27 protein-coding genes are annotated in these 25,767 nt (G+C 70.7%); 11 read left to right on the top strand and 16 right to left on the bottom strand.

The annotated features are described in order from the left end of the window. Positions 1 to 272 precede the first annotated feature (272 nt). Together ACIA8R_RS43570 and ACIA8R_RS43565 are read right to left on the bottom strand one after the other, a co-directional pair. Positions 273 to 1,079, bottom strand: a complete 807-nt coding sequence (locus ACIA8R_RS43570) for a pentapeptide repeat-containing protein (protein ID WP_397043496.1) — start codon at positions 1,077 to 1,079, stop codon at positions 273 to 275. Positions 1,080 to 1,612: 533 nt separating this feature from the next. Further along, the gene (locus tag ACIA8R_RS43565; protein ID WP_397043494.1) at positions 1,613 to 3,283 is read right to left on the bottom strand and encodes a TROVE domain-containing protein; all 1,671 of its coding nucleotides are present in this window, start codon (positions 3,281 to 3,283) and stop codon (positions 1,613 to 1,615) included. 1,097 nt (positions 3,284 to 4,380) lie between these two features. Here ACIA8R_RS43565 and ACIA8R_RS43560 point away from each other — a divergent pair. After that, positions 4,381 to 4,773, top strand: coding sequence for a hypothetical protein (locus tag ACIA8R_RS43560; protein WP_397043492.1), 393 nt, complete (start codon positions 4,381 to 4,383; stop codon positions 4,771 to 4,773). A 218-nt stretch (positions 4,774 to 4,991) separates the two neighbouring features. Here ACIA8R_RS43560 and ACIA8R_RS43555 read toward each other — a convergent pair whose 3' ends face one another. Beyond that, the gene (locus tag ACIA8R_RS43555; RefSeq protein WP_357699819.1) at positions 4,992 to 5,186 is read right to left on the bottom strand and encodes a CsbD family protein; all 195 of its coding nucleotides are present in this window, start codon (positions 5,184 to 5,186) and stop codon (positions 4,992 to 4,994) included. 229 nt (positions 5,187 to 5,415) lie between these two features. Here ACIA8R_RS43555 and purB point away from each other — a divergent pair, with 229 nt between their 5' ends. Together purB and ACIA8R_RS43545 are read left to right on the top strand one after the other, a co-directional pair. Then, on the top strand, positions 5,416 to 6,846 hold the full coding sequence (gene purB, locus ACIA8R_RS43550; RefSeq protein WP_397043490.1) for an adenylosuccinate lyase: 1,431 nt from the start codon (positions 5,416 to 5,418) through the stop codon (positions 6,844 to 6,846). Further along, complete coding sequence (locus ACIA8R_RS43545; protein ID WP_397043489.1) at positions 6,843 to 7,616, top strand: GNAT family N-acetyltransferase; 774 nt, start codon at positions 6,843 to 6,845, stop codon at positions 7,614 to 7,616. Before purB ends, ACIA8R_RS43545 begins: the two co-directional genes overlap by 4 nt. Here the strand turns inward: ACIA8R_RS43545 and ACIA8R_RS43540 are convergent. Then, a complete protein-coding gene (locus ACIA8R_RS43540; protein WP_397043487.1) occupies positions 7,598 to 8,194 on the bottom strand; it encodes a dihydrofolate reductase family protein in 597 nt (198 codons plus the stop codon). The genes ACIA8R_RS43545 and ACIA8R_RS43540 overlap by 19 nt on opposite strands. Positions 8,195 to 8,296: 102 nt before the next feature. On the opposite strand from ACIA8R_RS43540, the gene ACIA8R_RS43535 reads away from it, so the two are divergent. Then, complete coding sequence (locus tag ACIA8R_RS43535; RefSeq protein WP_357700089.1) at positions 8,297 to 9,337, top strand: DUF4037 domain-containing protein; 1,041 nt, start codon at positions 8,297 to 8,299, stop codon at positions 9,335 to 9,337. A gap of 191 nt (positions 9,338 to 9,528) precedes the next feature. Here ACIA8R_RS43535 and ACIA8R_RS43530 read toward each other — a convergent pair whose 3' ends face one another. Beyond that, positions 9,529 to 10,290 carry a MerR family transcriptional regulator gene (locus ACIA8R_RS43530; RefSeq protein ID WP_364088568.1) on the bottom strand — a complete coding sequence of 254 codons (762 nt, stop codon included), beginning with the start codon at positions 10,288 to 10,290 and terminating at the stop codon, positions 9,529 to 9,531. A 30-nt stretch (positions 10,291 to 10,320) separates the two neighbouring features. On the opposite strand from ACIA8R_RS43530, the gene ACIA8R_RS43525 reads away from it, so the two are divergent. After that, entirely contained in the window at positions 10,321 to 12,021 is a 1,701-nt protein-coding gene (locus ACIA8R_RS43525) for an alpha/beta fold hydrolase (protein ID WP_397043485.1), read from the top strand. Here the strand turns inward: ACIA8R_RS43525 and ACIA8R_RS43520 are convergent. Further along, a complete protein-coding gene (locus ACIA8R_RS43520) occupies positions 11,988 to 12,650 on the bottom strand; it encodes a response regulator (RefSeq protein ID WP_397043483.1) in 663 nt (220 codons plus the stop codon). The two genes, ACIA8R_RS43525 and ACIA8R_RS43520, sit on opposite strands and share 34 nt — an antisense overlap. Continuing rightward, positions 12,647 to 13,798 carry a sensor histidine kinase gene (locus ACIA8R_RS43515; protein WP_397043481.1) on the bottom strand — a complete coding sequence of 384 codons (1,152 nt, stop codon included), beginning with the start codon at positions 13,796 to 13,798 and terminating at the stop codon, positions 12,647 to 12,649. Before ACIA8R_RS43515 ends, ACIA8R_RS43520 begins: the two co-directional genes overlap by 4 nt. 176 nt (positions 13,799 to 13,974) lie before the next feature. On the opposite strand from ACIA8R_RS43515, the gene ACIA8R_RS43510 reads away from it, so the two are divergent. Together ACIA8R_RS43510 and ACIA8R_RS43505 are read left to right on the top strand one after the other, a co-directional pair. Continuing rightward, positions 13,975 to 15,186, top strand: a complete 1,212-nt coding sequence (locus tag ACIA8R_RS43510) for an alpha/beta hydrolase family protein (RefSeq protein ID WP_397043479.1) — start codon at positions 13,975 to 13,977, stop codon at positions 15,184 to 15,186. Positions 15,187 to 15,249: 63 nt separating this feature from the next. Further along, positions 15,250 to 15,501, top strand: a complete 252-nt coding sequence (locus tag ACIA8R_RS43505) for a helix-turn-helix transcriptional regulator (RefSeq protein ID WP_357699799.1) — start codon at positions 15,250 to 15,252, stop codon at positions 15,499 to 15,501. A gap of 4 nt (positions 15,502 to 15,505) precedes the next feature. Here the strand turns inward: ACIA8R_RS43505 and ACIA8R_RS43500 are convergent, their stop codons facing one another. The 4 genes from ACIA8R_RS43500 to ACIA8R_RS43485 all read right to left on the bottom strand — a co-directional run bounded on the left by ACIA8R_RS43500 (position 15,506) and on the right by ACIA8R_RS43485 (position 20,518). Further along, positions 15,506 to 16,024, bottom strand: a complete 519-nt coding sequence (locus tag ACIA8R_RS43500) for a dienelactone hydrolase family protein (RefSeq protein ID WP_397043476.1) — start codon at positions 16,022 to 16,024, stop codon at positions 15,506 to 15,508. A gap of 112 nt (positions 16,025 to 16,136) precedes the next feature. Next, positions 16,137 to 17,189: a tyrosine-type recombinase/integrase gene (locus ACIA8R_RS43495; protein WP_364088580.1), complete on the bottom strand. Its 1,053-nt coding sequence runs from the start codon at positions 17,187 to 17,189 to the stop codon at positions 16,137 to 16,139. 82 nt (positions 17,190 to 17,271) lie between these two features. Next, the gene (locus ACIA8R_RS43490) at positions 17,272 to 18,783 is read right to left on the bottom strand and encodes a UDP-N-acetylglucosamine 1-carboxyvinyltransferase (protein ID WP_357699793.1); all 1,512 of its coding nucleotides are present in this window, start codon (positions 18,781 to 18,783) and stop codon (positions 17,272 to 17,274) included. Between the two features lie 34 nt (positions 18,784 to 18,817). After that, positions 18,818 to 20,518, bottom strand: a complete 1,701-nt coding sequence (locus ACIA8R_RS43485; protein WP_364088583.1) for an enoyl-CoA hydratase-related protein — start codon at positions 20,516 to 20,518, stop codon at positions 18,818 to 18,820. A 283-nt stretch (positions 20,519 to 20,801) separates the two neighbouring features. Here ACIA8R_RS43485 and ACIA8R_RS43480 point away from each other — a divergent pair, with 283 nt between their 5' ends. Then, a complete protein-coding gene (locus ACIA8R_RS43480; RefSeq protein WP_364088585.1) occupies positions 20,802 to 21,176 on the top strand; it encodes a nuclear transport factor 2 family protein in 375 nt (124 codons plus the stop codon). A 47-nt stretch (positions 21,177 to 21,223) separates the two neighbouring features. Here ACIA8R_RS43480 and ACIA8R_RS43475 read toward each other — a convergent pair whose 3' ends face one another. After that, complete coding sequence (locus ACIA8R_RS43475; protein ID WP_397043473.1) at positions 21,224 to 21,445, bottom strand: hypothetical protein; 222 nt, start codon at positions 21,443 to 21,445, stop codon at positions 21,224 to 21,226. A 410-nt stretch (positions 21,446 to 21,855) separates the two neighbouring features. Here ACIA8R_RS43475 and ACIA8R_RS43470 point away from each other — a divergent pair, with 410 nt between their 5' ends. Together ACIA8R_RS43470 and ACIA8R_RS43465 are read left to right on the top strand one after the other, a co-directional pair. After that, a complete protein-coding gene (locus tag ACIA8R_RS43470) occupies positions 21,856 to 22,149 on the top strand; it encodes a hypothetical protein (protein WP_397043471.1) in 294 nt (97 codons plus the stop codon). Between the two features lie 305 nt (positions 22,150 to 22,454). Continuing rightward, positions 22,455 to 22,799, top strand: coding sequence for an STAS domain-containing protein (locus ACIA8R_RS43465; protein WP_357699783.1), 345 nt, complete (start codon positions 22,455 to 22,457; stop codon positions 22,797 to 22,799). Here ACIA8R_RS43465 and ACIA8R_RS43460 read toward each other — a convergent pair. From ACIA8R_RS43460 to ACIA8R_RS43450, 3 genes are read right to left on the bottom strand one after another with little or no spacing between them, the layout of a single operon-like run. Next, the gene (locus ACIA8R_RS43460; RefSeq protein WP_357699781.1) at positions 22,787 to 23,083 is read right to left on the bottom strand and encodes a DUF952 domain-containing protein; all 297 of its coding nucleotides are present in this window, start codon (positions 23,081 to 23,083) and stop codon (positions 22,787 to 22,789) included. The two genes, ACIA8R_RS43465 and ACIA8R_RS43460, sit on opposite strands and share 13 nt — an antisense overlap. Next, positions 23,080 to 23,634, bottom strand: coding sequence for a GNAT family N-acetyltransferase (locus ACIA8R_RS43455; RefSeq protein ID WP_364088592.1), 555 nt, complete (start codon positions 23,632 to 23,634; stop codon positions 23,080 to 23,082). The genes ACIA8R_RS43460 and ACIA8R_RS43455 overlap by 4 nt, the downstream gene beginning before the upstream one ends. Positions 23,635 to 23,692: 58 nt before the next feature. After that, positions 23,693 to 24,016, bottom strand: coding sequence for a multidrug efflux SMR transporter (locus tag ACIA8R_RS43450; RefSeq protein WP_357699777.1), 324 nt, complete (start codon positions 24,014 to 24,016; stop codon positions 23,693 to 23,695). A 99-nt stretch (positions 24,017 to 24,115) separates the two neighbouring features. Here ACIA8R_RS43450 and ACIA8R_RS43445 point away from each other — a divergent pair, with 99 nt between their 5' ends. Further along, positions 24,116 to 25,069 (top strand): radical SAM protein, encoded by a 954-nt coding sequence (locus ACIA8R_RS43445; protein WP_357699775.1) that lies wholly within the window; start codon positions 24,116 to 24,118, stop codon positions 25,067 to 25,069. A 36-nt stretch (positions 25,070 to 25,105) separates the two neighbouring features. Here the strand turns inward: ACIA8R_RS43445 and ACIA8R_RS43440 are convergent, their stop codons facing one another. Then, entirely contained in the window at positions 25,106 to 25,603 is a 498-nt protein-coding gene (locus ACIA8R_RS43440; RefSeq protein WP_357699773.1) for a GNAT family N-acetyltransferase, read from the bottom strand. Between the last annotated feature and the right edge of the window lie 164 nt (positions 25,604 to 25,767).

Raw genomic sequence — 25,767 nt, 5'->3', positions numbered from 1 at the left:
ATCATATGCCGGAGATCCAGCGGCTTATCGGATCCAGCGCCGCCGGTCGGCTGGTGGTTGCAGAGCGTGCCGGGGCTCACGCCGAGCAGGCGCGCGATCGAGGTGATGGAGCGCTCAGGGTTGGGCAGCGGGTACGGGCCGCCCGCAGCAGTTCAGGCCTGACCACGGTGGGCCGGCCCCCGATCCGGCCGCGGGCCCGGGCGGCGGACGGCAGGTCGTCAGGCGGCTGTGGAGAGGGCGTCATGAGCCGGAATCTCTAAGTTGCCGGCGAGTTACTTTGCCCCTCGCCGTGCTCCGGGAGCGCGGGCCTTCTCGTCAGGCGGCTGGGTGGGCTTCAGTACTTCATCGGCGGGGTCGGTCACCACGTTCGAGGCTGTTGCCCACTCTTGCCTGCCAATCCGCGCATTCGCTACGTAGATGCGCGAGTTCCGGGTGTGGTTGAACCCGGGGTTGTCAGCGAAGCTCACCCGACTGAACGTGGCACCACGAGTGAAGGCGGTCCCATTGAAGCGGCTGTAGGTGGCGAAGATCGCCCCGTCGAAGTCGGTATGGCTCGCGAAGATCGCTCCGTTGAACGTGGCCTCGCCGGTGAAGGTCGCTCCGTTGAAGAAGACGTGGACACCGGTGAACCGTGCCTCCTTGAAGTCGGCCGAGCGTGTGAAGGTCGTGGTGTTGAACGCGACGGTGCCGGTGAAGGTCGCCCCGCTGAACCAGGCATCGCCGGTGAAGGTCGCCCCCCTGAAGTCGGCGTCCCCAAGGAAGAGCGCCTCGCTGAAGTGCGCCCGATGCATCCGGCAGGAGGTCAACTTGAAGGAGATGAGCACGGCACCGGTGAGATCGAGGCTGATGCCGGGCCAGTAGTGCGGGTTGACGGCGGTGCGGCGCTGCCACCAGCGGCGCCGGTAGCAGCGTAGGTGGTCGGTGAGGAAACGCTGGGCGGTGAGCCGGACCTGTCGTTCCTCGTTGGGGTCCCTGCCCGCCCGCGCCTGAGCACGGCCCGAAGCCGGGGTACGGGCAGCGCGCTGGGCGGCGCGGACCTGCTGGGACCGATCCTGGACGTCCGGCGCTTTCCACAGCATGCGCAGGTATGGAGTGACGGGATCGTGACCCCCATGAAGGAGGTGTGCAATGTGCGTGAGCCTCCCCCGATGAGGTCGCTCGGATCACCGACACAACGGTCAAGGTCTTGCCGCAGCAGTCGTGCGTTTGATCTGTGATGGTGATGGACGCGATCTCCTCGCGCGGCAGTGTGACGGCGTGGGAGCAGAGGCAGCCGGCGTCGCGCATGTAGGGCGTCACCTTGATGTGGCCCGGCTTGTCCGATATGGCTTCGACTGTGGACAGCAGAGCCGCTTGTTCCTGACGGGCCGGCAGGTCGTCCAGCGAGATCGAATTAACCGACATGAGATTCTCCTGCGTGCACGTGCCGCTCTTGGCCGCAGGCGTTCCCTGCGCCTGCGAAGATCATGTCCACCATGAAAGGCAGCGGAGCTGCGGCTTGCCGTAGTTCGCCCTTTCCGGCGGGAGAAGTTCAGGGCGTGCGCCGCTCGGCACCGGTCCGGCAGCACCTCGTGCAGGCGCTGCCGGACCCTGGGGAGGAGCCAGAACTCAGTCAGCCTCGGAGGAAGCCGTTGACGATCAGTGGCAGTGAGGCGTCCAGGCCTGCCACGTTGAGCACACCGTCGTCCTGGGGGTCGCCGATCGAGTAACCCGCCGCGGTCATCGCGGCCACGATCACGCGGGCCCCCGGGGCCACGGTACGGCGGTAGGCGTCCAGTTCCTGCGACGGGTGAGCCCGGCCCGCCCACGTCTCGTTGTCGGTGAAGACGACGATCCCGTCCGTCCGCATGCGCTGCTCGCGCGCCCACCGGAACGGCAGGGACAGGTCGGTGCCACCGCCGGACGGCTGCCATGAGGCGATCTCACGCAGGTTGGTGCGAGGGGTCACCTTCGAGGCGTGGACGCCGGTGTCGACGTCGATGACGTGCACGTTGCCGCGCTCGATGCGGGCGAGCATGACCGCCATGGCGTTGCCGACCTCGTACGGCGACCCGATCGGCGAACCGCCCAGCCGGACGCCGCCGCCCCAGCTCATCGAGCCGGAGGAGTCCACCGCGACCAGCAGTCGCCTCCCGGACGGTTCGACCGTGCCGAACGCCGCCTCGTACGTCTCCTCCAGCGCGTCCAGGATGGCCGGGACGGGATGCCAGGTCTGGCGGCCCGCGCGCGGGTTCGGCTGAGCCTGCCCGGAGGCGTAGACGCGCAGGGCGAGCCAGGCGTCCATGGGGTGGATGCGGGCCCGCAGGACCGCCTGGCGGTCGGTGAGCCGCAGCACCGCACGCGACGTCGCCGCCGCCGTCGGCGTGAGCGTGCCCAGGCGGGTCATCCGTGCCAGGTTACGGATGAGCGCCGTCATGCCGACCGTCTCGATCAGGGCCTCCCACACGGCGGGCTCGCGCAGCATGGCGTCGGGCAGGAACTCCCATGGCACCTTCTCCGCGGTCACGACCCGTACCGCCTCGGACGGACTCGTGACGGCCTTCGCGGTCAGGAACCGGTCCACCGCGGGCAGCGCCTCGCGCGCCCGCTCGTCGCCCACGTTGCCGGCGATCCACCCGAACAGGGTCCTGCGCTGCTCTCCGTCCGCTGCCGGGTGGGCGATGCGGAGAACGTCGCGCAGGTCGAACGCCTCACCTTGCGGGGTCCTGCGCTGACGGGCCTTGCACGCCTTGAAGGCCACGTCGTCGGCGGTCCCGTTCAGGAACCACGAGCCCAGCGCGGTCCGCAGCGAACGGCCCGCCGTCGGCGCGACACCGCGGGCGGTCGCCTTACCGCCCAGGTTCTTGTAGTAGCCGAAGAACTGGGCCAGATGGTCAGTCGTGCGAGCGACCTTGGCAAGGGCCACCTTGGCGGCCTGACGGGTGTCGGCGTCGCCCTTGGCGTAGCAGGCGGCCAGCGCGAACAGGGCCGGACGCTGCTTCGGCGCTCGGGGCGGACGCGCCGTGGAGATCGCGGTCAGCAGCTCGACCACGCGGGGGCCGTCCTCGGCGATCGCCTGGAACAACACGCCGGCGTTGTCGGCGGTCAGCTTGTCCGCGCCCACGTAGTAGGTGCCGCCGGTGGTGCCGAGGATCAGGAAGTCCTCCAGCTTGCGCCACACGTCCTTGGCGAAGACGTGGCCGCCTGCCGCGTTCCGAACCTGGTCGGGGCGACCGGGGATGGGCCGGGTCTGCGGCGTCGCGATGGCGGAGACGCCGGCCAGAGGGTCACGGTTGCGGGTCATGGATGTGCCTCCACAAGGGTGTTCGACCCGCCAGGCGGCGGATGTGATGGAACGGCGGACATGGGTGCGTCGACCGGGTCAGGACCGGAGCTCCACCGCTGAGCTGTGCGCGAGAACTCGCGCAGCGGGGACTCGAACCCCGCGACCGCCGGTGCCGGAGATGACCGAACGACGTCGACCCGCCGTCATTCCGTCGCCAGCCGGCCGACGGCACGGATGTGGGGTTTCCGACCGGGTGCCCAGCCGATCTGGGCGGCCGGCCCCATGAGGAGGGGCCGGAAGGAATCGAACCCTGTGGTAACCGACCGGATTCGACCCGTGCCACCGGGCCATGCTGACTTGACGGACCGGCGAGGCCTGGAGAGGACACGGATGTGGGACGTTCACCGGCGTTCAGGTGCTCTGCCGACTGAGCTACCGGAGCGTTGGCCCCGGGCAGGACTCGAACCTGCGACCGCCCCATTAGAAGTGGTAACCGACGAACTTCGACCCGTGCCCTCACCAGACCCGACGGATCTGAGGGGGACTTGCGAAACAGACGCTAGCGGATCAGTCGTCGGACTTCGATCCATTTTCTGGCGATCACCACCACCTGCCGGACGGCACGGAGAACATCTCGCGCGGCTGGTCGTCGTGCCGGTCCAGAAAGGCTGCGGGATGTTACACGTCGTTGAAGGTGACGCTCTGGTCGAACAGCGTCCTGAAGCGGGCGAGGCTCTCGTGGATGACGGCGCGGGTGGTCACCTGTGCGCCGCCGACCGCCCCTGGGGTGCCGTTGACGGGGATGTCGGAGCATCCGGTGAGGTCGGACCAGTCAATCGGCTGTCCGGACGAGAAGGCGTAAGTGAGCCTGGCTCATGTCAGGGCCGGGAAACACGTGTGAAGCGTACGGCAGAGCGACGAGATAAAGCGGCCAGGAAAAGCAAAGAAGGCTTCTGATGACGGCTTCGGCGGCGTACGAGAAATGCGATTCAGCGTTTAGGGTGAAGACATGCGTTCGGCGGCGGAGAATAAATTCCGGGCTTGTGTATTGACGCGTCCCCACAATGGCGGGCCACGATGGAGGGGCCAGAGGAAGATGTTCTGCGGGAGGAAACGTGTTCAAGGAAGCATGCGCTGTCAGCGCCCTTGTCGCTGCCGCCCTCGCCCCTTCGATGGCCTCGCAGGCGCTGGGGGCCCAAGCCCACACCGGCGCCACCATGCCCACCACGCCCACCACGTCCGTCGCGCTCGCCGACTGTGCCGCCGGTCGCGCTCCGAAGTGCAAGTGGCTGGAGGAGGGCAACAAGAGGTGCTACTACTGCCGTGACATGAAGGGCGGCGGGTTCAAGAAGCAGTACTGCGAGCAGAAGACCCAGAAGCAGGAGCAGTCCACCGAGCGCGAGTGCACGACCACCAAGGAACCGCTCCCGGCGAGCCCGAACCGTACCTGCAAGACCTGCACGGACGCCAAGACCGGCAAGGTCCTGTCCAGGGAGTGCAACAGCTAGCGGAGTGCGACAGCCGGCGTCCGGCGACGGTCTCGTAGGCCGGAAGGCGGGCGGAGGCGGTGCGGAGTCGGCGTGACCCGCCGTGCGGCCTGTCGGCTGCTGCGGATCGGCAACATCGAGCCGATCTGCGGCAGCCGATCGCGGCACGGCGGGTCCGGTGTCTGTCCGTCCCAGGCGGCGGCGGGTGGCCGGCGCGGTTCACAGCCAGGAGCGTGCGGTCACTTCTTGAAGGCGTCCCTGACCTTCTTGCCGGCGTCCTTCGCCTTCTCGCCCGCCTGCTTCAGGCCGCCCTTGGTCTGGTCGGCGCGGCCTTCGGCCTGGAGCCGTTCGTTGTCGGTGGCGTCGCCGACGTTCTTCTTGGCGCGTCCCTTGAGCTCCTGGGCCTTGTTGCGGATCTTGTCGTCGGTGCTCATGTTCATGCCTTTCTGGTCGTTTCCTCGCGACCTCCTGTACTTACCGGCCAGGACAGGAGGAAACATGGTTCCGGTCCGGCCGTATGCAGGACGGTGCTGGTCAGGGGCCGTTCGCGAGGCCGGCGGGGCCGCATGGGAACCGGTGACCCCCGCGGTGACCGCAGGCGCGGGACGGGCCGTGCGGACTGGATGCGGTGCCGGTAACGGGGTGTGAATACACTTGTCCAACGTGACTTCCAAGCCGCGCATCCCGAACGTCCTGGCCGCCCGCTACGCCTCACCCGGGCTGGCCCGCCTGTGGTCTCCCGAGTACAAGATCATCGCTGAGCGGCGGTTGTGGCTGGCGGTGCTGCGGGCGCAGGCCGAGCTCGGGGTGGCGGTGCCCGAGGGCGCGATAGCCGACTACGAGAAGGTCGTCGAGCAGGTCGACCTGGAGTCCATCGCGGCGCGCGAGCGCGTCACCCGCCACGACGTCAAGGCGCGCATCGAGGAGTTCAACGCGCTGGCCGGGCACGAGCAGGTGCACAAGGGCATGACCTCGCGCGACCTGACCGAGAACGTCGAGCAGCTGCAGATCCGCGACAGCCTGCTGCTGGTACGCGACCGCGTCGTGGCGCTGCTGGCCCGCCTGGCCTCGCTGGCCGGGGAGCACACGGCCACGGTCATGGCCGGACGTTCCCACAACGTGGCGGCGCAGGCCACGACGCTGGGCAAGCGGTTCGCCTCGGCCGCCGACGAGCTGCTGGTGGCCTACCACCGGCTGGAGGAGCTGATCGCGCGCTACCCGCTGCGCGGCGTCAAGGGCCCCGTCGGCACCTCCCAGGACATGCTCGACCTGCTGGGCGGCCGGCAGGACAGGCTGGCCGAGCTGGAGGACAAGGTCACCGCCCACCTGGGGTTCTCGCGGCGGCTGACCAGCGTCGGCCAGGTCTACCCGCGTTCCCTGGACTTCGAGGTGGTCTCGGCGCTGGTGCAGCTGGCCGCCGCGCCGTCCTCGCTGGCCAAGACGATCCGGCTGATGGCCGGGCACGAGCTGGTCACCGAGGGGTTCAAGGAGGGGCAGGTCGGCTCCTCGGCGATGCCCCACAAGATGAACACCCGCTCCTGCGAGCGCGTCAACGGCCTGACCGTGGTGCTGCGCGGCTACGCCTCCATGGTGGGCGAGCTGGCCGGCGACCAGTGGAACGAGGGCGACGTGTCGTGCTCGGTGGTGCGCCGGGTCGCGCTGCCGGACGCGTTCTTCGCCTTCGACGGGCTGGTGGAGACGATGCTGACCGTGCTGGAGGAGTTCGGCGCGTTCCCGGCGGTGATCTCGGCCGAGCTGGGCCGCTACCTGCCCTTCCTGGGCACGACCAAGATGCTGATGGCCGCCGTCCGCGCCGGCGTGGGGCGCGAGCAGGCCCACGAGCTGATCAAGGAGCACGCGGTGGCCGCGGCGCTGGCGATGCGGTCGCGGGGCGCGTCCAACGAGCTGCTGGACCTGCTGGGCGGCGACGAGCGCTTCCCGCTGGACCGCGGCGAGCTGGAGGCGCTGCTGGCCGACCGGGTGTCCTTCACCGGCGCGGCCGCCTCGCAGGTCGAGGAGCTGGTGCGGCTGGTGTCCCAGGTCGTGACCGAGCACCCGGAGGCCGCCGCGTACCGGCCCGGCGAGATCTTGTGATCCACCGGCTGCGCGACCTGGACGTGCTGCGCGCCGCGTGCGGCGACGACGACCTGGTCATGTGGACCGCCCAGGACCTGCGCGGCCAGGCCCGCGCCTGGGCGCTGGGGAACGCGGTGGTGGCCGGCGCGCCGCGCATCTCCCTGCACGACCGGCTGGCGGTGTGGGGCGACCCGGACGATCCGGACGACGCCGTCGAACTGGTCCGGCACGCGCTGGCCGAGCTGGGCCCCACCTACCGGCCGCTGGGCGAGCGCGAGCTGATGCGGCGGGTGGCGGCGGGGCTGGAGGGCGTGCGGGAGAGCGGCGCGTTCTCCTGGATGAGCCTCAAGGCCGCGCCCGCCGCGCCGCCGCCGGAGGTCGGCTGGCTCGATGGTGAGGCCGACCAGGAGGTCGCGGCCCTGCTGGCCGGTGACGCGCCCACGTCGTACGCGGTGCCGGGTGCGCCCGGCGTGCGGCGGTGGGCCGGTGTGCGCGTGGGGCACGAGCTGGCGGCGGTGGCGGCCGACGCGTGGTCCGCGCCGTCGGTGGGGCTGCTGGCCGGGGTCGCCACGGCCGCCCGCTTCCGCGGGCGGGGGCTGGCCGAGCGGGTGTGCGGGTGGGGGTCGTCCCAGCTCGTGGCCACGCACGGACGCGCGGCCCTGATGGTGGACGACGTCAACACCGCGGCGATCAAGGTGTACGAGCGGATCGGGTACCGCCGCAGGCCGGTGCTGGCCTGCCAGGTGACCGGCCCCGATCCCGCCGGGGTTCAGATGATGGCGCGATAGGTCAGGTGGGTGGCCAGCGGGGAGAAGTGCGTCTCGACCGGCTCCCACTGGCGCGGACGTACCCGGGCGAACAGACGGGTGCCGGCGCCCAGCAGCAACGGCACCAGGTGCAGGCGCAACTCGTCGAGCAGCCCCTCGTCGGTGGCCTGGCCGATCAGGTCGGCGCCGCCCATGATGACGATGTCGCCGTCCCCCGCCACGGTGCGGGCCTGCTCGACGGCCGCGGCGGGGCCGTCGGTGACGAAGGTGAACAGTTCGGGCCGGCGTACCGCCGAGGGCGGGACGTGGGTGACGACGAACACGGGCGGCGCCTGCGGCTGGTCGCGGGCCGAACCGTAGGCGAGCGGGTCGCCCCAGCCGTAGGGGCCGTCGACCACGTCGAAGGTGCGCCGTCCCATGATGACCGCTCCGGTGTCGCGGACGGCGCCGCCCAGGACGCGCGCGTCGACGTCGGTGGGCTGGCGGGCCCAGGCGTGCAGGAGTTCGCCGCCGGTGCCGAGGCCGTGCTCCAGGCCGGGGTCGGGGCCGGTGACGTAGCCGTCCAGTGATACAGAGATGTCGGCGACGACCTTGCTCAACGGGTCCCTCCCCCTGGCGTGTCCGGTCGCGGACCACGCTGTCACCGGCGGCGGGAAAACCGGGTGAGGTTCGGGCGGTGCTCGTGCAGAGTTGACGGCGTGATGTCCAACTTTGTGCCTGGTATTGAGCTTTCTCGCGCCTTCTACGGCGAGGTCGTGGCGCCGCTGCTGCCCGGGGTGCGGCACAGCGCCGCGCTGATCGGCCCGGGGTCGGAGGTGCTCGAGTTCGACACGGCCCGCTCGGCCGACCATGACTGGGGGCCGCGGGTCCTGCTGTTCGTGCCCGCCGGCCAGGTGGAGCCGGTACGCGAGCGTGTCACGGCGGGGCTGCCCGACCGGTTCGGCGGTTTTGACACGGTCTTCGAGTATCACGGGGTCCGCCAGCCGGGCGTCGTGGTCGCCGAGCTGGGGGAGTGGCTGGTGGGACGGCTCGGGTTCGACCCGCGCCAGGGGGTGTCGCTGCTGGACTGGTTGTCCGTGCCGTGGCAGAGCCTGGCCGAGGTGACGGGGGGCGAGGTGTTCTGCGACGGTCTGCCGGGCGAGGGGCTGGAGGCGGTCCGGCAGGCGTTGCGCTGGTATCCGCAGGACGTGTGGCGCTACGTCCTGGCCTGTCAGTGGCAGCGCATCGGCCAGGAGGAGCCGTTCCCGGGGCGGTGCGCGGAGGTCGGGGACGAGCTCGGTTCCGCCGTGGTGGGGGCGCGGCTGGCGCGGGAGGTGATGCGGCTGGCGTTGCTGCTGCGGCGCCGCTATCCGCCGTACGCCAAATGGCTGGGCAGCGCGCTGGCGCGGTTGCCGGGCTCGGCCGAGCTGGGCGAGGCGCTGGAGGCGGCGATGGCGGCGCGCTCGTTCCGGGAGCGCGAGCAGGGCCTGACGGCTGCCTACGGACGGCTGGCCGCGCTGCAGAACCGCATGGCGCTGACCGGACGGCTGGAGGAGGGGGTGCGGGGGTTCTTCGACCGGCCGTTCCAGGTGATCGGCGGGGAGCGGTTCGCGCGGGCGCTGATGGAGTCGGTGACGGACCCGGTGATCAGGGGGTTGCCGGTGGCGGGGTGCATCGATCAGTTGTCGGACACGGTGGAGCTGGTGACCTCACCGCGCCGGGCACGGGCGCTCACGGCCGCGGCTCTCGATCTCGGAGCTTAGAAATCTACATTGTAAAGCCGATGGGTTTGCACAAGATCATAAGGTGAGCAGCACAAGCCCATCATCGAGGTCAGGAGGGCGGCGCTCCTCAGTCCGTGGGGTGTCCGTCGCGGGGTTCTCGTTGTTGTGCCGGCAGTCCTGGTGGTTGAGCGTTCCCCGGGCCGGCGAACGGCGGGGTCACGCGGGCCTGTCTACTTCTGCTGCCGGGCGCTGTTGGCGTGGATGGCTTGGCGGTAGTAGGCGGCCAGGCCGGGGGCGAGGCGGTCGTAGTGGGCGGTGAAGCGGGGGTCGGTGGCGTAGAGGTCGCCGAGGCGCCGGTGGTGTTCGGGGGTGCAGTCGTAGAACCAGCGGGTGATGTGGGCGCGGTGCCGTTCGGCGATGTCCATGACGTGGGGGCTGTCGGGGGCGTGGCCGCGGGTGTGGGCGGCCCGCAGGTCGTCGTCGATGGCGGCGGCTTCGGTGGTGAGGTGGAGCCAGTCGGTTTTGGTGTGGGTGGCGGCGCGGCGGCGGCTTTCGGCGTAGGTGTCGGTGTGGCCCCAGCGGCGTTGGACTTCGGGTTGGTGGTCTTCGGGGTGGAAGTCGCCGAAGATGTCGAAGCGCTCTTGGGGGGTGAGGGTGATGCGCTGGGTGTGGGCGTGGATGGCGCGTTCGACGTTGGTGATGACGTGGTGGAGGCGTTGGGCTTTGCGGGTGAGGAGTTCGTGTTGGCGGTGGAGGTGGGTGAGTTCGTCGGTGTGGGGGTGGTCGAGGATGTCGGTGATCTCTTCGAGGGGGAAGCCGAGTTCGCGGTAGAGGAGGATTTGCTGGAGGCGGAGGAGGTCGTGGTCGGTGTAGCGGCGGTAGCCGGCGGTGGTGCGTTGGCTGGGGGTGAGGAGGGCGATCTCGTCGTAGTGGTGGAGGGTCCGTACGGTGATGCCGGCCAGTTTGGCGACTTGGCCGATGGACAGGGTCATGGGTCTGACGTTACGTGAGGGTGTGTGCTGGTGGATGAGGAGTTGCTGTCGATTGGGCAGTTCGCGCGGCTTGGTCGGTTGAGTGTGAAGCAGTTGCGGCATTACGACGAGTTGGGGTTGTTGCGTCCGGCGTATGTGGATGCGGGGACGGGTTATCGGTATTACCGGGCTGGGCAGGCGCGGGAGGCGTTGTCGATCGGGTTGTTGCGGTCGTTGGATGTGCCGTTGCCGGTGGTGGGGCGGGTGTTGTCGGGGGAGACGGGGGCGCTGGAGTCGGTCCGGGTGTCGTTGGAGGCGGAGTTGGCGCGGCGGCGGCGGACGTTGGCGTCGTTGGAGCGGGTGCTGGCTGAGGGGTTGCCAGCGCCTGAGGTGGGGTTGGTGCGGGAGCCGGGGTGGCGGGCGGCGTTCGTGGGTGAGCGGGCGGCGGGGTTGGAGGATGTGGGGCGGGCTACGTCCGCGGCGGTGGCGCGGTTGCTTGAGGGGGTGCGGGGGCCGGTTCGGTTGGTGGGGTTGTTCCCGGTGGATGTGGGCGAGGTGGTGCAGGTCCGGGTGGGGTTGATTCTGGAAGGTGACGCGAAGCCCGGTGGCGGGGCCGAGGTGGGGGTGTTGCCGGGTGGGATGTTCGCGCGTGCCACTCATGTGGGGCCTTATGACCAGATCTCGTTGACGGTGCATGCCGTTCTGGCGTGGTGTGCCGAGCGGGGGCTGGCGGTGAGCGGGCCTTTGCGGGAGGTGTACGTGTCGGATCCGGCGTGCACGCCGGTTGAGGAGCTGGTGACGGATCTGCTGGTTCCGGTGCGGGAGGAGGGGGAGCGGATGGGTGAGGAGCGGGCGTTCGGGGTGGGGCCTTCCCGGGTGGAGATCGTGTACGAGCGGCTGGGGGATCGGGCCGCGCCGCCCGTGTTGCTGATCATGGGGGCGGGCGGGCAGTTGATCAGCTGGCCTGACGGGTTGTGTGCGGCGCTGGTGGGGCATGGCCTGCAGGTGATCCGTTTCGACGGTCGTGACTGCGGGCGCTCGACGCGGTTCGACGGTGCGGGGGAGCCGGATTTCGGGGCGGCGCTGGCGGGTGATCTGTCGTCGCTGGCGTACACGCTGGACGATCTGGTGGCCGACACGGTGGGCTTGCTGGATGTTCTGGGGCTGGACGGCGTGCATCTGGTGGGCGCCTCGCTGGGCGGGATGATCGCTCAGGCGGTGGCGATCGGGCATCCGGGCCGGGTCAGGTCGCTGACGTCGATCATGTCCACCGCCGGTGACCGGATGACGCCGCCACCGCGTCCGGGGGTTCCGCCGCCTGTTGGCGGGCCGCCGCCGACGACGCGGGAGTTGTATGTGGAGCGGATGGTGGCCGGGGCCGTGACCGGTGGTGTGGCGGCCGATGTGGAGGCGGTTCGGGCGTTGGCGGAGCGGGTGTGGGATCGGGGCTGGTCGCTGGCGGGCATGTTGCGGCAGGCGGCCGCGGTGATCGGGTCGGGTGACCGGCGGGAGGGGTTGGGCGGGGTGGCGGTGCCGGCGTTGGTGATCCATGGCGCGGCTGATGCCGTCGCCGATCCGGCCGGTGGGCGGGCCACGGCGCAGGCGATCGCGGGGGCGGAGTTCCTGCTGGTGGACGGCATGGGGCATGGGTTCCCGCCGGGGGTGTGGCCGCTGGTGAGCGCGCGGATCGCCGCTTTGGTGGAGCGGGCGGAGCGGGGTCAGGAGGAGGGGCGGACGAGTCCGCTCTCGTAGGCGAAGACCACGACCTGGGCGCGGTGGCGCAGCCCGAGTTTGAGCAGGACGCGGCTGAGGTGGGTCTTGACGGTGGCTTCGGCCAGGTGCAGTGAGGCGGCTACTTCGGCGTTGGACAGTCCGCGTGCCACCTGGACGAGGACGTCGTGTTCGCGGGCGGTGAGCTGTCGCAGCCGCCGGTCCTGTTCGCGGGGGTCTGGGGTGAGCTGGGGGGCGAATTTCTCCAGCAGGCGGCGGGTGACGCGTGGCGACAGGACGGCTTCGCCGGCGGCGACGTTGCGGATGGCGCTGAGCAGGTCGGCGGGCGGGGTGTTCTTGGGCAGGAATCCGGCGGCGCCGGCTTTGAGTCCGGCGAAGGCGTACTCGTCGAGGTCGAAGGTGGTCAGGATGAGCACGCGGGAGGTGGGGCAGTCGCGGGCGATCTGCCGGGTGGCCTGGATGCCGTCGAGGCCGGGCATGCGGACGTCCATGAGGACGACGTCGGGGCGCAGGTGCCGGGCCAGGCGGGTGGCCTGGTCTCCGTCGGTGGCCTCGCCGGCGACGTGGAGGTCGGGTTCGGCGTCCAGGACCATGCGGAAGGCCATGCGCAGCAGTGCTTCGTCGTCGGCGATCAGCAGCCGGATGGTCATGGCGTGTCCGGGCCGGTCAGGTCGAGGGTGGCGGTGACCTGCCAGCCGCCGCCGGGGGCGGGGCCGGCGTGCAGGGTGCCGTCGTAGGCGGTGACGCGTTCGCGCATCCCGGCCAGTCCTCTCCCGGCGGGTTGGGGGGTGGTGGGGTGGCGGCCGTCGTCGGTGACCTCGATGTCGGCCCGCGCGGGGGTGAGGCGCACCTGGACGTGGGCCTGGGCGCCGGGGGCGTGCCGCAGCGTGTTCGTCAGCGCCTCCTGGGCCAGCCGGTAGAGGGTGAGCTGGGCCGCGGCGGGGACGTCGGCGGGGTTCCCGGTGATGTGGAGGCGGGTCGGCAGGCCGGCGGAGCGCATGCGGTCGGCCAGGGGGTGGAGCTGGGCGATGCCGGGCGCCGGGTGGAGGGCGGCCTCCTCCTGGTCGGCCCCCTGGTCGGCCCCCTGGTCGGCGCCGAGGGAGCGGCGCATGTCGCGCAGTGCCTGGCGGCCGGTGTCGGCGATCTGGGTCATGGCGGCGGCGGCCTGGCGGGGTACCCGGTCGTGGACGTAGGCGGCGCTGTCGGCCAGGGCCACCATGACCGACAGGTTGTGGGTGACGATGTCGTGCATGTCGCGGGTCATCCGGGCGCGTTCCTCGGCGACCGCCAGGCGGGCCCGCTGGTCGCGGTCGCGTTCGAGGAAGGTGAGGTGGGTCTGCCGTGCCCGCGTCCACAGGCCGGCGGCCAGGGCGGCGGCCGACATCGCGCTGAGCGCGGCCACCGTGAACGGCGTCTGTCCCGGTGGCGCCCAGCGGGTGGCGGCCAGCACGACGCCGGTCTCCAGTGCGAGCGTGGCGGCCAGCGCGGCCCGCCAGGGGCGGTGGGCGGCGACCGTGTAGAGCGCGACCAGCAGGGCGGCGTCGGCGGGGAGTTGCACGCCGGCAACCCATTGGAGGGCGGCCGCGCCGCCGGTGGCGCACAGGACGAGTAGCGGGGCGCGCCGCCGCCATACCAGTGGCGCCACCAGGGCGACCTGGAGCGCGAGCGTGTGCGGGCCGCCTTCGGTCACCCGTCCGGGGCCCAGTGTGACGGTGAAGATGACGGCGGCCAGCAGTGCGTCGGCGGCCGTGGGCGGCACCGAGCGGATCGTCGTGGTCAGGCGGGCGGCCGGGTTCATGCGCCCACCCTAAAGGCCGGGCCGTGGCGCCCCCCATCCTCCTCGGGGATGAACATCGGGGGCTCTCATCCGAAAGTCGTACCCGCAGGTCAGCCTGTGGCCGCTGGCCGGTCGGCGGGCGCGGCTGCCAGTGTCGGCGCACATCCCCGTTGTCGTTCCGTTGGAGGAGAACCGGCATGTCCGTGATGACGTACGCGGCTCATCTGGCCGTCGCCGCCCTGGCCCTCGCGCCCGCCACCGCCGTGCAGGAGCAGCAAGGGCGGCCCGCGGTCACGCTCACCCTGCCCGCGCCCGCTGGTCCTCTCCCCGTGGGGACGGTGGCCGTGCGCCTGGTCGACCGGTCGCGTCCCGACCCGCTGGTGAGGTCGAAGCGGTATCGGGAGCTGATGGTCAGTTTGTGGTACCCGGCCGCGCGCAGCGCGCTGCCACCGGCCCCGCACATGGCGCCGCTGGCCGCCGCCGACTGGGATCGTCGTTCCGCGCCACCCATGGGGATCGCCAAGGGGGCGGTCGACTGGGCCGCCACCGTCACCGCGGCGCGTTCCGGCGCGCCGGTGGAGCGCGGCGGAGGCAGGCTGCCCGTGGTGCTGTTCGGTTCGGGGGACGGCGGGCCGCGCACGCTGGGCACGGCGCTGGTGCAGGATCTGGCTTCGCGTGGCTATCTCGTCGTCACGGTGGATCACACCTTTGAGGCCGATCAGGTGGAGTTCCCCGGTGGGCGGGTGGTGCGGGCGTTGCCGTTGCCGGCCAAGCTGACGCCGCGGGTCATCGCCGGGTTGCTGGAGCGGCATGCGCGGGCGCGGCTGGCCGACATGCGGTTCGTGCTGGATCGGGTGGCCGCTCTGGGGCGGGGGGAGGCGATCGGGGGTGTGGCGTTGCCCGCCGGGTTGCGGGGTGCGCCGGATCTGTCGCGGGTGGGGGCGCTGGGGCAGTCGCTGGGCGGGTCGGTGGCGGCCCAGCTCGTCCACGACGACCGGCGGGTGGTGGCGGGGGTCAATCTGGACGGCGGTTATGTGGGGCCGGTGGCCGTCACCGGGGTGGCCAGGCCGTTCCTGCAGCTGGCGGCCGAGGCGCACACGCGGGAGAGCGAGCCGAGCTGGAGGTCGTTCTGGCGGGCCTCGACCGGGTGGAAGCGGGAGCTGCGGTTCAAGGGCGCCGCGCACGGTTCGTTCACCGACCTGCAGGCGCTGCTGCCGCAGGTCGCCGCGGCGCTGCCCAAGGGCGGGGTGGCGGTGGCCGATTTCGTCGGGACGATCGATGCGCGACGGTCGGTGGCGGCTCAGCGCGCCTATGTCGGGGCGTTCTTCGATCTGCACCTGCGGGGGAAGGCGACGCGCCTGTTCGAAGGGTCGGGTGGTGGTTTCCCGGAGGTGTCCCGCATCCCCTGACCCGACCCCCGCGGGGGCGATAACAATACCGGTATAAGTATCCCGGGGGTGTAGGCTGGGGGCATGGTGCGATCCCCGCTGACCCCCGAGGAGCGGCTGCGCGGCGAGCAGCTCGGCCACATGCTGCGTCAGGCCCGAGGCGAGCGCAGCATCGTCGAGATAGCCGCCGCCGCCGGCATGTCCGCCGAGACCCTCCGCAAGATCGAGACCGGGCGCATCGCCACGCCGGCGTTCTTCACCATCGCCTCGCTGGCCGACGTGCTGGGCATCTCCCTCGACCGTCTGGCCGTGCGCGCCACCCCCGCCCGCACCTGAAAGGTCAGCCGGCCGTCTGCGGTGAGCGGCGCACCTGGTCCAGCACCTCCTCGATCAGCCGCCAGGCCTCGCGCGCCGAGGCCGGGTGGAAGCTGTCGCGCTCGTCGGCGGCGAACCCGTGGCCGGCGCCCGGATACACCACCGTCTCCAGCCGCTCGCCGATCGCCTCCTGCTGGCGTGCGTCGATGATCGGGTCGTCGGCGCCGAGCAGCACCACCAGCCGTCCCGGCGCCCGCGCGGCCGGCTCCAGTGTCGGTTCCGGCCGGCTGAGCGGCAGGTCGGTGCCCGTCAGCCAGCCCGGGTAGAGCGCCACCGCCGCCGACAACCCCAGCTCGCCCGCCACCGAGCACACGACGTGTCCGAGCCCGGCCAGCCGGTCGGGCATCCGCCGGGCGTACCGGCTCACCCCGAAGATCTCACCGGCGACCAGCACGCCCACAGGCCGCCGCGTTCCCACGGGCAGGGCCGTGTAGGCCGTCATACCTGCGATGTCCACCCATCCGGTGGTGATCTGTGCGTTCACGCCGCCGAGCCAACCAGCCCCGCCCGCCTCCCGGCCAATCACCGGACCGATGGCCGCCATCACCATCCCGATCACCGGCCCGATCACCGGCCCGCGCAAGGCCGGCGACCGCTCATCGGGAGGGTTTGTCACGCAGCAGCGGATGCGACCGCATGGCCACCTCCAGCTCCCCGGGCAGCTCATCGCGGTAGCGCCCCAGCGTCGACAGGTCGCTGTGCCCCAGCACCCGCCGCACCGCGTCCATGTCGACGGCGTCGGCCAGCAGATGGGTGGCCGTGGTGTGCCGCAGCCCGTGCGGGGTCACCGAACGCCGCTGGTCGGGATCGACGTGCCGCTGCACCCGGTCGATCACCGCCTGCACGTCACCCCGCGCCAGCCGCCGCCCCCGCCACGACAGCAGCAACGCCTTGTCACCGTCGGCGCCGGCCACCTGCCCCCGGCCACGCGCCAGATAGGCCTGCAACACCTCGGCCACGTCGTCGGGCAGCGGCACGTCACGCGTACGGCCGCCCTTGCCGAAGATCCGCCAGTAGCGCACCCCGTCGTTGGTGTAGAAGTCCTCCACGTTGGCGCGCACCAGCTCCGACACCCGCGGCCCCACCGTCGACAGCAGCAGCACGATCACCGCGTCACGCAGCTGCGTGCGCTGGTCGCGCCGCTTACCGTCCTGCTCGGGCGCCTCCCGCAACTGCCGGGCCGCCCCGATCAGCCCCTGGGCCTGCTCCCGCGTCAGCGCCCGCCGCTCCGGACGCAGCCCGCCCCGCTGCTTGGCCGTCACCGTGGCCGCCGTCATCGGGTTGATCTGCACCCACCCGGCCAGCGTGGCGTGCTTGAACAACGCCGAGATCGACCGCCGGAACCGCGCCTGCGAGGACGGCGACTGCCCCGACCCCGGACCCGGCCCCGACCCTGGCCCGGGGGCCGCCGCCTGCCGCGCGTCGGGCTTGCGTGCGAACGCCAGCAAGATCGCATCGACGTCCTCGCCGGTCAGGTCGTCCAGCACCACCTCCGCGCCGGCCAGCGCCACCAGCGTGGCCACGTCACGCGCGTAGACCTCGGCCGTGGCCGGGGACAGCGCCCCCGTGGACGTCTTGGCCACCACCAGCTCCACGTAGCGGTCAGCCGCCTGTCCCACCGTCAACCTGTCGAGCTCCGCGGGCCGCACCGGCTCCCCTCCTCACATCTCGGCGACGCATGCAGATGATGTTGCCTGCAGAGGAGACGGTAGCGGCCGCCACCGACGAAAATCAGATGTCGCGGAAGGTCTCGATGCGCGCCCCCAGCGCGTTCAGCCGCTCGGCCAGGTCCTCGTAGCCGCGGTTGATCACGTACACGTTGCGCAGCACCGACGTGCCCTCGGCCGCCATCATCGCCAGCAGCACCACCACCGCCGGACGCAGCGCCGGCGGGCACATCATCTCCGCGCTGCGCCAGCGCGTGGGCCCCTCCACCAGCACCCGGTGCGGGTCCAGCAGCTTGACCGAGGCGCCCAGCCGGGTCAGCTCCGTCAGGTAGATGGCCCGGTTGTCATAGACCCAGTCGTGGATCAGCGTCGACCCCTGCGCCGCGGCCGCGATCGCGGCGAAGAACGGCACGTTGTCGATGTTCAGCCCCGGGAACGGCATCGGATGGATCTTGTCGATGGGGGAGGCCAGCTTGGAGGGCCGCACCGTCAGGTCCACCAGCCGGGTACGCCCGTTGGCCGCCCAGTACTCACCCGTCCGGTCGCAGTCGAGCCCCATCTCCTCCAGGACCGCCAGCTCGATCTCCAGGAACTCCACCGGCACCCGGCAGATCGTCAGCTCCGAACTGGTCACCACCGCCGCCGCCAGCAGGCTCATCGCCTCGACCGGGTCCTCCGAAGGGGAGTAGTCGACGTCCCGCTCGATGGAGGCCAGCCCGTGCACCGTCAGCGTCGTGGTGCCGATGCCCTCCACCCGCACGCCCAGCTGCTCCAGGAAGAAGCACAGGTCCTGCACCATGTAGTTGGAGGAGGCGTTGCGGATCACCGTCACCCCCGGATGACGGGCCGCGGCCAGCAGCGCGTTCTCCGTCACGGTGTCGCCGCGCTCGGTCAGCACGATCGGCCGCGCCGGAGCCGCCCCGCCGTCGACCTTGGCGTGGTAGAAACCGCCCGTCGCGGTGATGTCCAGCCCGAAGTGCTTCAGCGCCGACATGTGCGGCTGCACCGTACGCGTCCCCAGGTCGCAGCCGCCCGCGTACGGGATCTGGAACTGGCCCGTACGGTGCATCAGCGGACCCAGGAACATGATCACGCTACGGGTACGGCGGGCCGCCTCGGTGTCCATCGCCTCCAGCTCCAGCCGGGCCGGCGGCACGATCTCCAGGTCGTTGCCCTCGTTGATCCACCGCGCCCGCACCCCGATCGAGGCCAGCACCTCCAGGATCCGGTAGACCTCCTCGATCCGCGCCACCTTACGCAAGATCGTCCGGCCGTTGTTCAGCAACGACGCGCACAGCAACGCCACGCAAGCGTTCTTGGACGTCTTGACGTCGATGCTGCCCGACAGCCGCCGCCCGCCCACCACCCGCAGATGCATCGGACCGGCATACCCCAGGGACACGATCTCGCTGTCGAGCGCCTCCCCGATCCGGGCGATCATCTCAAGACTGATGTTCTGGTTGCCGCGCTCGATCCGGTTGACCGCGCTCTGACTCGTCGCCAGCGCGTCGGCCAGCTGAAGCTGCGTCCAACCGCGATGCTGACGCGCGTCCCGGATGAGCCTGCCGATCCGCACAAGATAATCATCTGCCACAACACGAGACCATATCTCACATATGAGATGCGAACGGGACCGAGGGGTCCGACGCGCCGGACAACTCCCGAACACCCGCCAGATGCGGGGGAGTGGCCGACGCCTTCACCTTCCCCACGAACGCCCGCCGCGCCGCCCGGAACCCGTGACGATCGTCGAACATGTCCCGGCTCATCTCCGCCAGCTCCTCGGCCCGATAGGCGTCCAGCGGCTTACGCCGGTCATCGGCCTCCCGCACCTGCCGCCGCGCCGCCAGCAACCCCTCATAGGAGGGGTCCTGGGCCAGCCGATGAGCGTAATCCAGCACCCGCCGCTCGAACTCCTGCCGCGACCCGCCCACCGCCCGGTCGGCCAGCCCCAGCTCCACCGCCTCCGACGCCCCCACCGGCAACGCCCGCCCGGTCAGCTCCAGCGCCCGCTCGGCCCCCACCCGCCGCGGCAGCACGTACGTCCAGAACTCACTGCCGAACAACCCCATCGTCCGGTAATGCGGATTGAGCACCACCGGCTCCCGCACGATCACCCGGTCGGCCCCCAGGCCCATCATCACCCCGCCCGCCCCCGCGTTCCCCGCGATCGACGTCACCACCAGCTGCGAGGTGCACGCCACGATCTCCCGGCACACCGCGTTGATCGCGTTGATGTTCATCCACGCCTCCAGCTCCGGATGACGCGCCGCCTCGATCACGTTCAGATGGATGCCGTTGGAGAACACCTCACCACCGCGCACCACCAGCACCCGCGTGTCCTGCGCCGCCGCGTACCGCAACGCCGCCGCCAGCCGCCGGCACTGATCGGTCGACATGGCGCCGTTGTAGAAGTCGAAACTCACCACCCCCACGTCCTCGCCACGCTCATAGGCGATCTCCCGGTAACCGGCCCGCTCACCCACCCCCGTCAGCCGCTCACCCAGCACCATCGACGCCGGCAGCTTCACCCCGCCCTCCTCCAGGCGCAGATGACCCACCCACACCGTCCCGGAACCGGCGTGCACCAGCACCGCCCCCTCACGCCGCGCCGCCACCGCCCCCGGCGCACCCGCCAGATCGGGACCCCGGTGCACGTCGAACACCCGCACCGGCAGCTCGCACAACCGCGCCCGCCCGCCCGGCGAACCGTCGGCCGCCCGCACCACCCGCACGATCTCCTCGGCCGGCTGCTCCCAGGAGAACTCCCGGTCGGCATGCCGCATCGCACGCCGCAACCGTCCCGTCACCTCGGGGGAGCGGTAGTCCAGCGGCACCGGCGCGAACAACGGGTCGGCCGCCTTGACCGCCACCTCCGCCACCAGCTCCACCGCCGCGTCGGCCACCGGCCCGTTGTACAGCGCCGACTTGCGCGGCGGCTCCGGCGGCATCGGGAACGTCCGCCACCCCCAGATGGGGCCCGCGTCCATCTCCTCCACCGCCTGCAGCGCCGTCACCCCCCACTCGCGCTCGCCTTCGGCGATCGCCCAGTCCAGCGAGGAGGGCCCGCGGTCACCGGGCGGCCCCGGATGGATGATCACCGTACGGTGCCCGCGCCACAACGCCTGCGGCACCCGCTCCTTCAGGAACGGGCAGATCACCAGATCCGGCTTGGCCAGCTCGGCCGCCTCCACCATCGCCTGCTCCGAGACCGCCAGCTCGACGCTCACGTCATGGCCGGCCCGCCGCAGCTCCAGCCAGGCACGCTGGGTCAGGCCGTTGAACGAGGAACAAAGGAGCAGGATACGCAACGCGGAACTTCCTTCGCGGAGACGTCAAAGGGGCAGCGGGCAAAGGGGGAGCGGGGGTGTCAACCGATCGCGACCGGAGGAACACCACCAGTACCGCCGTCAACGGCAGTCCCATGAGGCCCAGACATCTCTAGATGTTGACACGAATCTTCCACCGATGCTGACAAATCACCACAGACACCTGCGCTGAGCAGCCATATTGCCCTGATATGCCCGGAAAATCCCGGCGGGGGAGACCACCTCAACCCCGACCAGGAACCCCAACCCGCCCACAATGGTCCCCATGGACACCCAGACAGCCGCCCAGCACTTCGCCGACACCTGGCAACACGGCTGGACCCACCACGACACCACCGCCATCATCGCCCTTTACAGCGACGACGCCACCCACACCAGCATGCCCTTCCGCCCACCCCACCACGGAAAACACGCCATCGCCGACTACATCCGGCAATCCTTCACCGGCGAAAGCGACCCCCACGTCACCTTCACCACCCCCATCGTCGACGGCGACCAGGCCGCCATCGAATACCGGGTCCACGCCCTCGACAACGGCCACCCCGTCACCCTCGCGGGCTGCGTCTTCGCCCGCTTCAACCCCGACGGGCTGGCCGTACAGACCCGCGACTACTGGCACACCACCCCCGGCCACCGATGAGACACGGCCGAGACGCGGTGGGGACACGGCGGGGACTCAGCCGAAACTCAGCGCCGCCCCATCGGCACCGGCGCCACCACACCCTGCACCACAGGCTGGGCCGGCATCGGACGCGCCACCTGCCGCGTCTGCTCCACCTGCTCGACCTGCGCCGCCTCGGCACGCCCCTCGGCGTGCCCGCCCGCGCAGTACCCGTTCGTCACGATCAACCGGCCCCGCAGCGGGGTGTACGCCTCCCTGCCCGAAGCGGGCAGAACCCCCTGACACACCGGACATAAAACCGATTCGGTCCCCACGTGCTGCTCCTCTCGCTGAGCGAATAGGCAGGAGCTCTACCCTAAATCCACCCACCATGACAAAGACAGCGAATCAACACAGCGTCAAACACCCCGTCAGCACCCAGGGGAGCACCGCCGGACCCACGAAACCCCAGATCACGCCGCACCCCAATCCGGCCGCCAAGATCACGACGGGGGCGGGAACGGCAGAAAAAACTTCACAGCTTCCCCACGAGCAACGCCCGCCGGCCCGAGGCCGCCCCTGGGCCGTGACCGGAAGGCGGAGGAGGCCCTCCATCCGATCTACTTGACATAATGTTCATTATCGAGCAACCAGCCACACGCCACGACCCGGCAAAAACACCCCGCATGAACGGTCACACGCCGGGCAGATTCCTGCCATGTCCAGCCTGACGACGTCCAGCCTGATCCTCACGGCGCCGACGGCCCTGGCGGCCTCGACGGCCGGCCTCGTCGCACTCACCGCCGTCATCGTCGCCGCCGTCATCTGGCTGATCATCTTGGCCGTCCGGCTCACCAAGAGCCCCCGAAATCGCCCCAACCCCAGTGTCGACCTGGTCGACCAGGCCCGCGAGCTGAAGGCGGTCGGCCAGATCCAGGAAGCCGTCTTCCTGGTACGCGGCGAGACCGGCATGAGCCAGCGGGCCGCCTCCCGCTTCGTGAACCGCCTCTAGCTGGACAAACTGCTCATACCGTACAGAACGTGGATTCTGTTTGGTTTGGGTAAATCGTCCTTAAAAGCGCTGGTCGTCCCGTTCTGGAGATCCCGGCGATTACGCACGGCGGTCGGACGGCTGCTCTATGCTGTCGGGGTGCGGGTGTGTGAATGGGGGGCGTGAAACCCCTCCGGCCTCGGTGGGGCTGCCCTGGTCCTTGGGGGGGTGGCGGCCTCGGTGGGGCTCACCGGCCGCACGGTCCACGGTCCACTCCCCTGTTTGCGAAGCCGGGCATGTGAGAGCCCGGGAATGGCGGCTTTGTCGTGAATACCCCGGACCCCCTCGGGTGCGCGTCCCTCCCCCAACTCCTCTACGTCGACCACCAGTTGCGCATCACGTGCTGCCCGATGCCCGGACCGTCGATCATCTCGCTGGTGGGCGAGGTGGACGCGACCAACCAGGCGGCGCTGGCCGAGGCGCTGGAGCGGGCGCGGCGGATCGACGAGTCGCTGGTGGTGGACGTGAGCGGGCTGGCTTTCCTGGGGGTGGAGGGGGCGCGGCTGCTGGTGCTGTCGTGCCGGGCGGGGCGCACGCAGGTGGTGGGGACGCCGCCGCATGTGTTGCGGTTGTTCCGGTCGATGGGGTGGACGGGCGGTCAGGGGGTGTAGGGGTGGGTGGCGGTGACGGCGGTGAGCGGGAGGGGGCCGTACAGGTGGGGGTAGCCGTTCTCGGTGCGGATGTCCAGGCCGGTGGGGTCGATGTCGAGGACGAGGAGCGGCTGGGTGACGGCGGTGTAGTAGGTGTCGTGGACGGTGCGCAGCTGGGTGTGGTCGCGGCTGAGGTGGATGAAGCCGATGTCGTCGAGGGTGTGGCCGAGGGTGGAGATGCGGTACTCCCCCGCTTGCTGGGCGTGTTCCCAGTCGGTTTGCAGGGCGAGGTGGTGGACGGTCATGGGGTCCATTCGGTTTCGAGCATGGCGTAGATGGTTTCGCTGGTCCATTCGCCTTTGACGATCTCATTGTCGACGAGGGTGGCTTCGTGGCGCATGCCGAGTTTTTCCAGGACGCGGGCGGAGGGTTTGTTGCGGGCGTCGAGGCGGCCGGTGATGCGGTGGAGGCCGAGGTGGGTGAAGCCGAGGTCGAGCATGTGGCGGGCGGCTTCGGGGGCGTAGCCGTGGCCGTGGTGGTCGGGGTGCAGGACGTAGCCGATCTCGCCTTGGCGGTGTTGTCTGCTGGTCCAGATGAGCAGGGTGTTGCCGATGAGCTGGCCGGTGGTGCGCAGGGTGATGGCCAGGTCGAGGGCGTCGCCTTCGTCGTGGAGGCTGTGGCGGGTGATCTTCTTGTCGAGGAAGGTGGCGGTGGTGTGGCGGTCGCGGGGTTCCCAGTAGAGGTAGCGGGCGACGTCGGGGCGGGATTCGTAGGCGTGGAGGGCGTCGAGGTCGTCGGGGGTGAAGGGGCGTAGGTGGAGGCGGGGGGTGGTGATGGGGTATTCGGGTGTGAGCACGGGGGCAGTGTAGGGAGGGGGTGGGGGGTGTTCAACGCGTTTTCTGGGTGCCTGCTTGTCAGTGGCTGCCGGCGAGGTTGAGGACGATGACGCCGCCGATGATGAGGAGGATGCCGCCGATTTTGAGGGGGGTGAGGGTTTCGCCCATGAGGGTGGCGCCGATGAGGGCGATGGCGGCGGTGCCGGCGCCGGACCAGACGGCGTAGGCGGTGCCCATGTCGAGTTGGAGTTTGAGTGCGCGGGCGAGCAGGACGAAGGAGGTGATGTAGCCGGTGGCGACGGCGATGGTCCAGCCGATGTGGGTGAGGCCGTTGCTGAGTTTGAGTGCGGTGGTGGCCAGGACTTCGGAGGCGATGGCGAAGGCGAGCAGGATCCAGGCCATGGGGTGGGTTCCTCGGGGGCTGGTAAGTGGGACGGGTGTGCCAGTTTAGTGGGGGGGTTCCGCTTGAAAAGGCAGTCGAATGCGTGTTCCACTGGTCGGGTGGGTTGGGATGCGCTGGCGCTTGTCGAGGCCGTCGACGACCGGCCGCTGATCGAGCGGCGTGCGGTGGTGCGTGACGGTTTCTATGAGACGCAGGCCCGTACGGTGATCGAGCGGGTGCCGGGGAGTGCGGGCATCGCCGAGCGGTGGGCGGTCTCGCCTTATCGGGGTTGTGCGCATGCGTGTCTGGGGTGCGGGGCGCGCGACGGTCATCGCAGGTGGGGGTTGGACGCGGGGGCTGATTTCGACACGCGGATCGTGGTCCGGGCGAACGTGGTGGAGCGGTTGCGGTCGGAGCTGGAGCGGTGGGCGGGTGAGCCGCTGGCGGTGGGGGTGGGTGGCGACTGTTATCAGGCCGCTGAGGAGAGGTACCGGTTGATGCCGGGGGTGGTGGGGGCGCTGGGGGCGGCGGGGGTGCCGTTCACGGTGTACACCAGGAGTGCTCTGGTGTTGCGGGACGCGTCCGTGCTGGCGGGGGCCGGTGCGCGGGTGGCGGTGTCGATCGCGTTCGTGGACGAGCGGATCAGGCGTGCGGTGGAGCCGGGGGCGGTGGGGGCGCAGGCTCGGTTGGAGTTGGTGTCGGCGCTGGTGGAGGCCGGGGTGGAGTGCCGGGTGCTGATGGGGCCGGTGTTGCCGTTGCTGAGTGATGCCGCTGACCAGTTGACGGCGACGGTGCGGCGGATCGCGGGTGCGGGGGCGGTGGCGGTGGAGCCGGTGGTGTTGCGGTTGCCGCCGGGGACGCGGCAGTGGTACTTGCGGTGGTTGGCCGGGGCGCATCCGCACCTGGTGGAGCGTTATGAGGAGCTCTACGATCGGGCGGGTCTCCCCTCCCCCGGCTATGAGCAGCGCATCACGGGGCAGATCGCGCAGTTGTGCCGGGTTTATGGGATGCGGTGCGGTGCGCCGGAGCCGGTGGGGCGGGGGCCGCGGGCGGCGCAGCTGGCGCTGGTGTGAGGCCCTGGCCCGGGTCGGGCTCGGGGTGGGCGGGGTTCAGGGGCGGTGGTGGAGGATCATGCCGGGCCACTCCCCCACGGTGAAGGGTGCCTCGCGGGTGAATCCGCAGCTTTCGTAGTAGGAGACGAGGCGGCCGTCGTCGCCGGCGTAGCAGTCGACGCGGACGAGTCCGAGGCCGCGGTCGCGGGCTTCCTGGAAGGCCCATTGCAGTAGGTGCCGTCCGACGGCTCGGCCGGAGTGGCGCTGGTCGATGACGAGGACCTGGACGTAGAGCTCGGGTTCGGTGGCGGGGGTGACGTAGGGCAGGGCGTCGCCGACGACGATGCAGCCGGCCGGCTCGCCGTCGAGTTCGGCGATGCGCATGCCGCCGCCGGCGAGCCAGTCGGTGGCCTGCTGGGTGCGGCGGGGGTCGCCGGTGAAGGGGCGGGTGCCCCATTGGCCGGTGCGTCCCTGGCTGACGAGCCATTGCACGGCGCTGTCGAACATGGTCAGGAGGAGCGCGTCGTCGCCGGGGCGGCCTTGTCTGATCTTCACCGGTGTCACTGTAAGGGGTGCCGTCGGGGGTGGGTGCTGACGGGGTGGTCGTCGGGTCCTGACTGCGTGTCGAGGCCCTCAGGGGGGCACTCCCCCGGCCTCGATCACCGGCGCCACAGGTGTGCCTGTGGTCGCCCCCTCGCCCCTGCGTCGCGGTCGCCTTG

Origin of the sequence: Nonomuraea sp. NPDC051191, from assembly GCF_044455665.1 — a bacterium.
GTDB lineage: Bacteria > Actinomycetota > Actinomycetes > Streptosporangiales > Streptosporangiaceae > Nonomuraea.
Note: the sequence above shows the minus strand (reverse complement) of the source record. Positions and strands in the feature narration are given on the sequence as shown.

Coding starts and splice junctions, on each gene's coding strand:
- ACIA8R_RS43570 (WP_397043496.1), bottom strand. CDS start 1,079: ATGCTGTGGAAAGCGCCGGACGTCCAGGATCGGTCCCAGCAGGTCCGC.
- ACIA8R_RS43565 (WP_397043494.1), bottom strand. CDS start 3,283: ATGACCCGCAACCGTGACCCTCTGGCCGGCGTCTCCGCCATCGCGACG.
- ACIA8R_RS43555 (WP_357699819.1), bottom strand. CDS start 5,186: ATGAGCACCGACGACAAGATCCGCAACAAGGCCCAGGAGCTCAAGGGA.
- ACIA8R_RS43535 (WP_357700089.1), top strand. CDS start 8,297: ATGTCCAACTTTGTGCCTGGTATTGAGCTTTCTCGCGCCTTCTACGGC.
- ACIA8R_RS43530 (WP_364088568.1), bottom strand. CDS start 10,290: ATGACCCTGTCCATCGGCCAAGTCGCCAAACTGGCCGGCATCACCGTA.
- ACIA8R_RS43520 (WP_397043483.1), bottom strand. CDS start 12,650: ATGACCATCCGGCTGCTGATCGCCGACGACGAAGCACTGCTGCGCATG.
- ACIA8R_RS43515 (WP_397043481.1), bottom strand. CDS start 13,798: ATGAACCCGGCCGCCCGCCTGACCACGACGATCCGCTCGGTGCCGCCC.
- ACIA8R_RS43510 (WP_397043479.1), top strand. CDS start 13,975: ATGTCCGTGATGACGTACGCGGCTCATCTGGCCGTCGCCGCCCTGGCC.
- ACIA8R_RS43505 (WP_357699799.1), top strand. CDS start 15,250: ATGGTGCGATCCCCGCTGACCCCCGAGGAGCGGCTGCGCGGCGAGCAG.
- ACIA8R_RS43480 (WP_364088585.1), top strand. CDS start 20,802: ATGGACACCCAGACAGCCGCCCAGCACTTCGCCGACACCTGGCAACAC.
- ACIA8R_RS43470 (WP_397043471.1), top strand. CDS start 21,856: ATGTCCAGCCTGACGACGTCCAGCCTGATCCTCACGGCGCCGACGGCC.
- ACIA8R_RS43460 (WP_357699781.1), bottom strand. CDS start 23,083: ATGACCGTCCACCACCTCGCCCTGCAAACCGACTGGGAACACGCCCAG.
- ACIA8R_RS43450 (WP_357699777.1), bottom strand. CDS start 24,016: ATGGCCTGGATCCTGCTCGCCTTCGCCATCGCCTCCGAAGTCCTGGCC.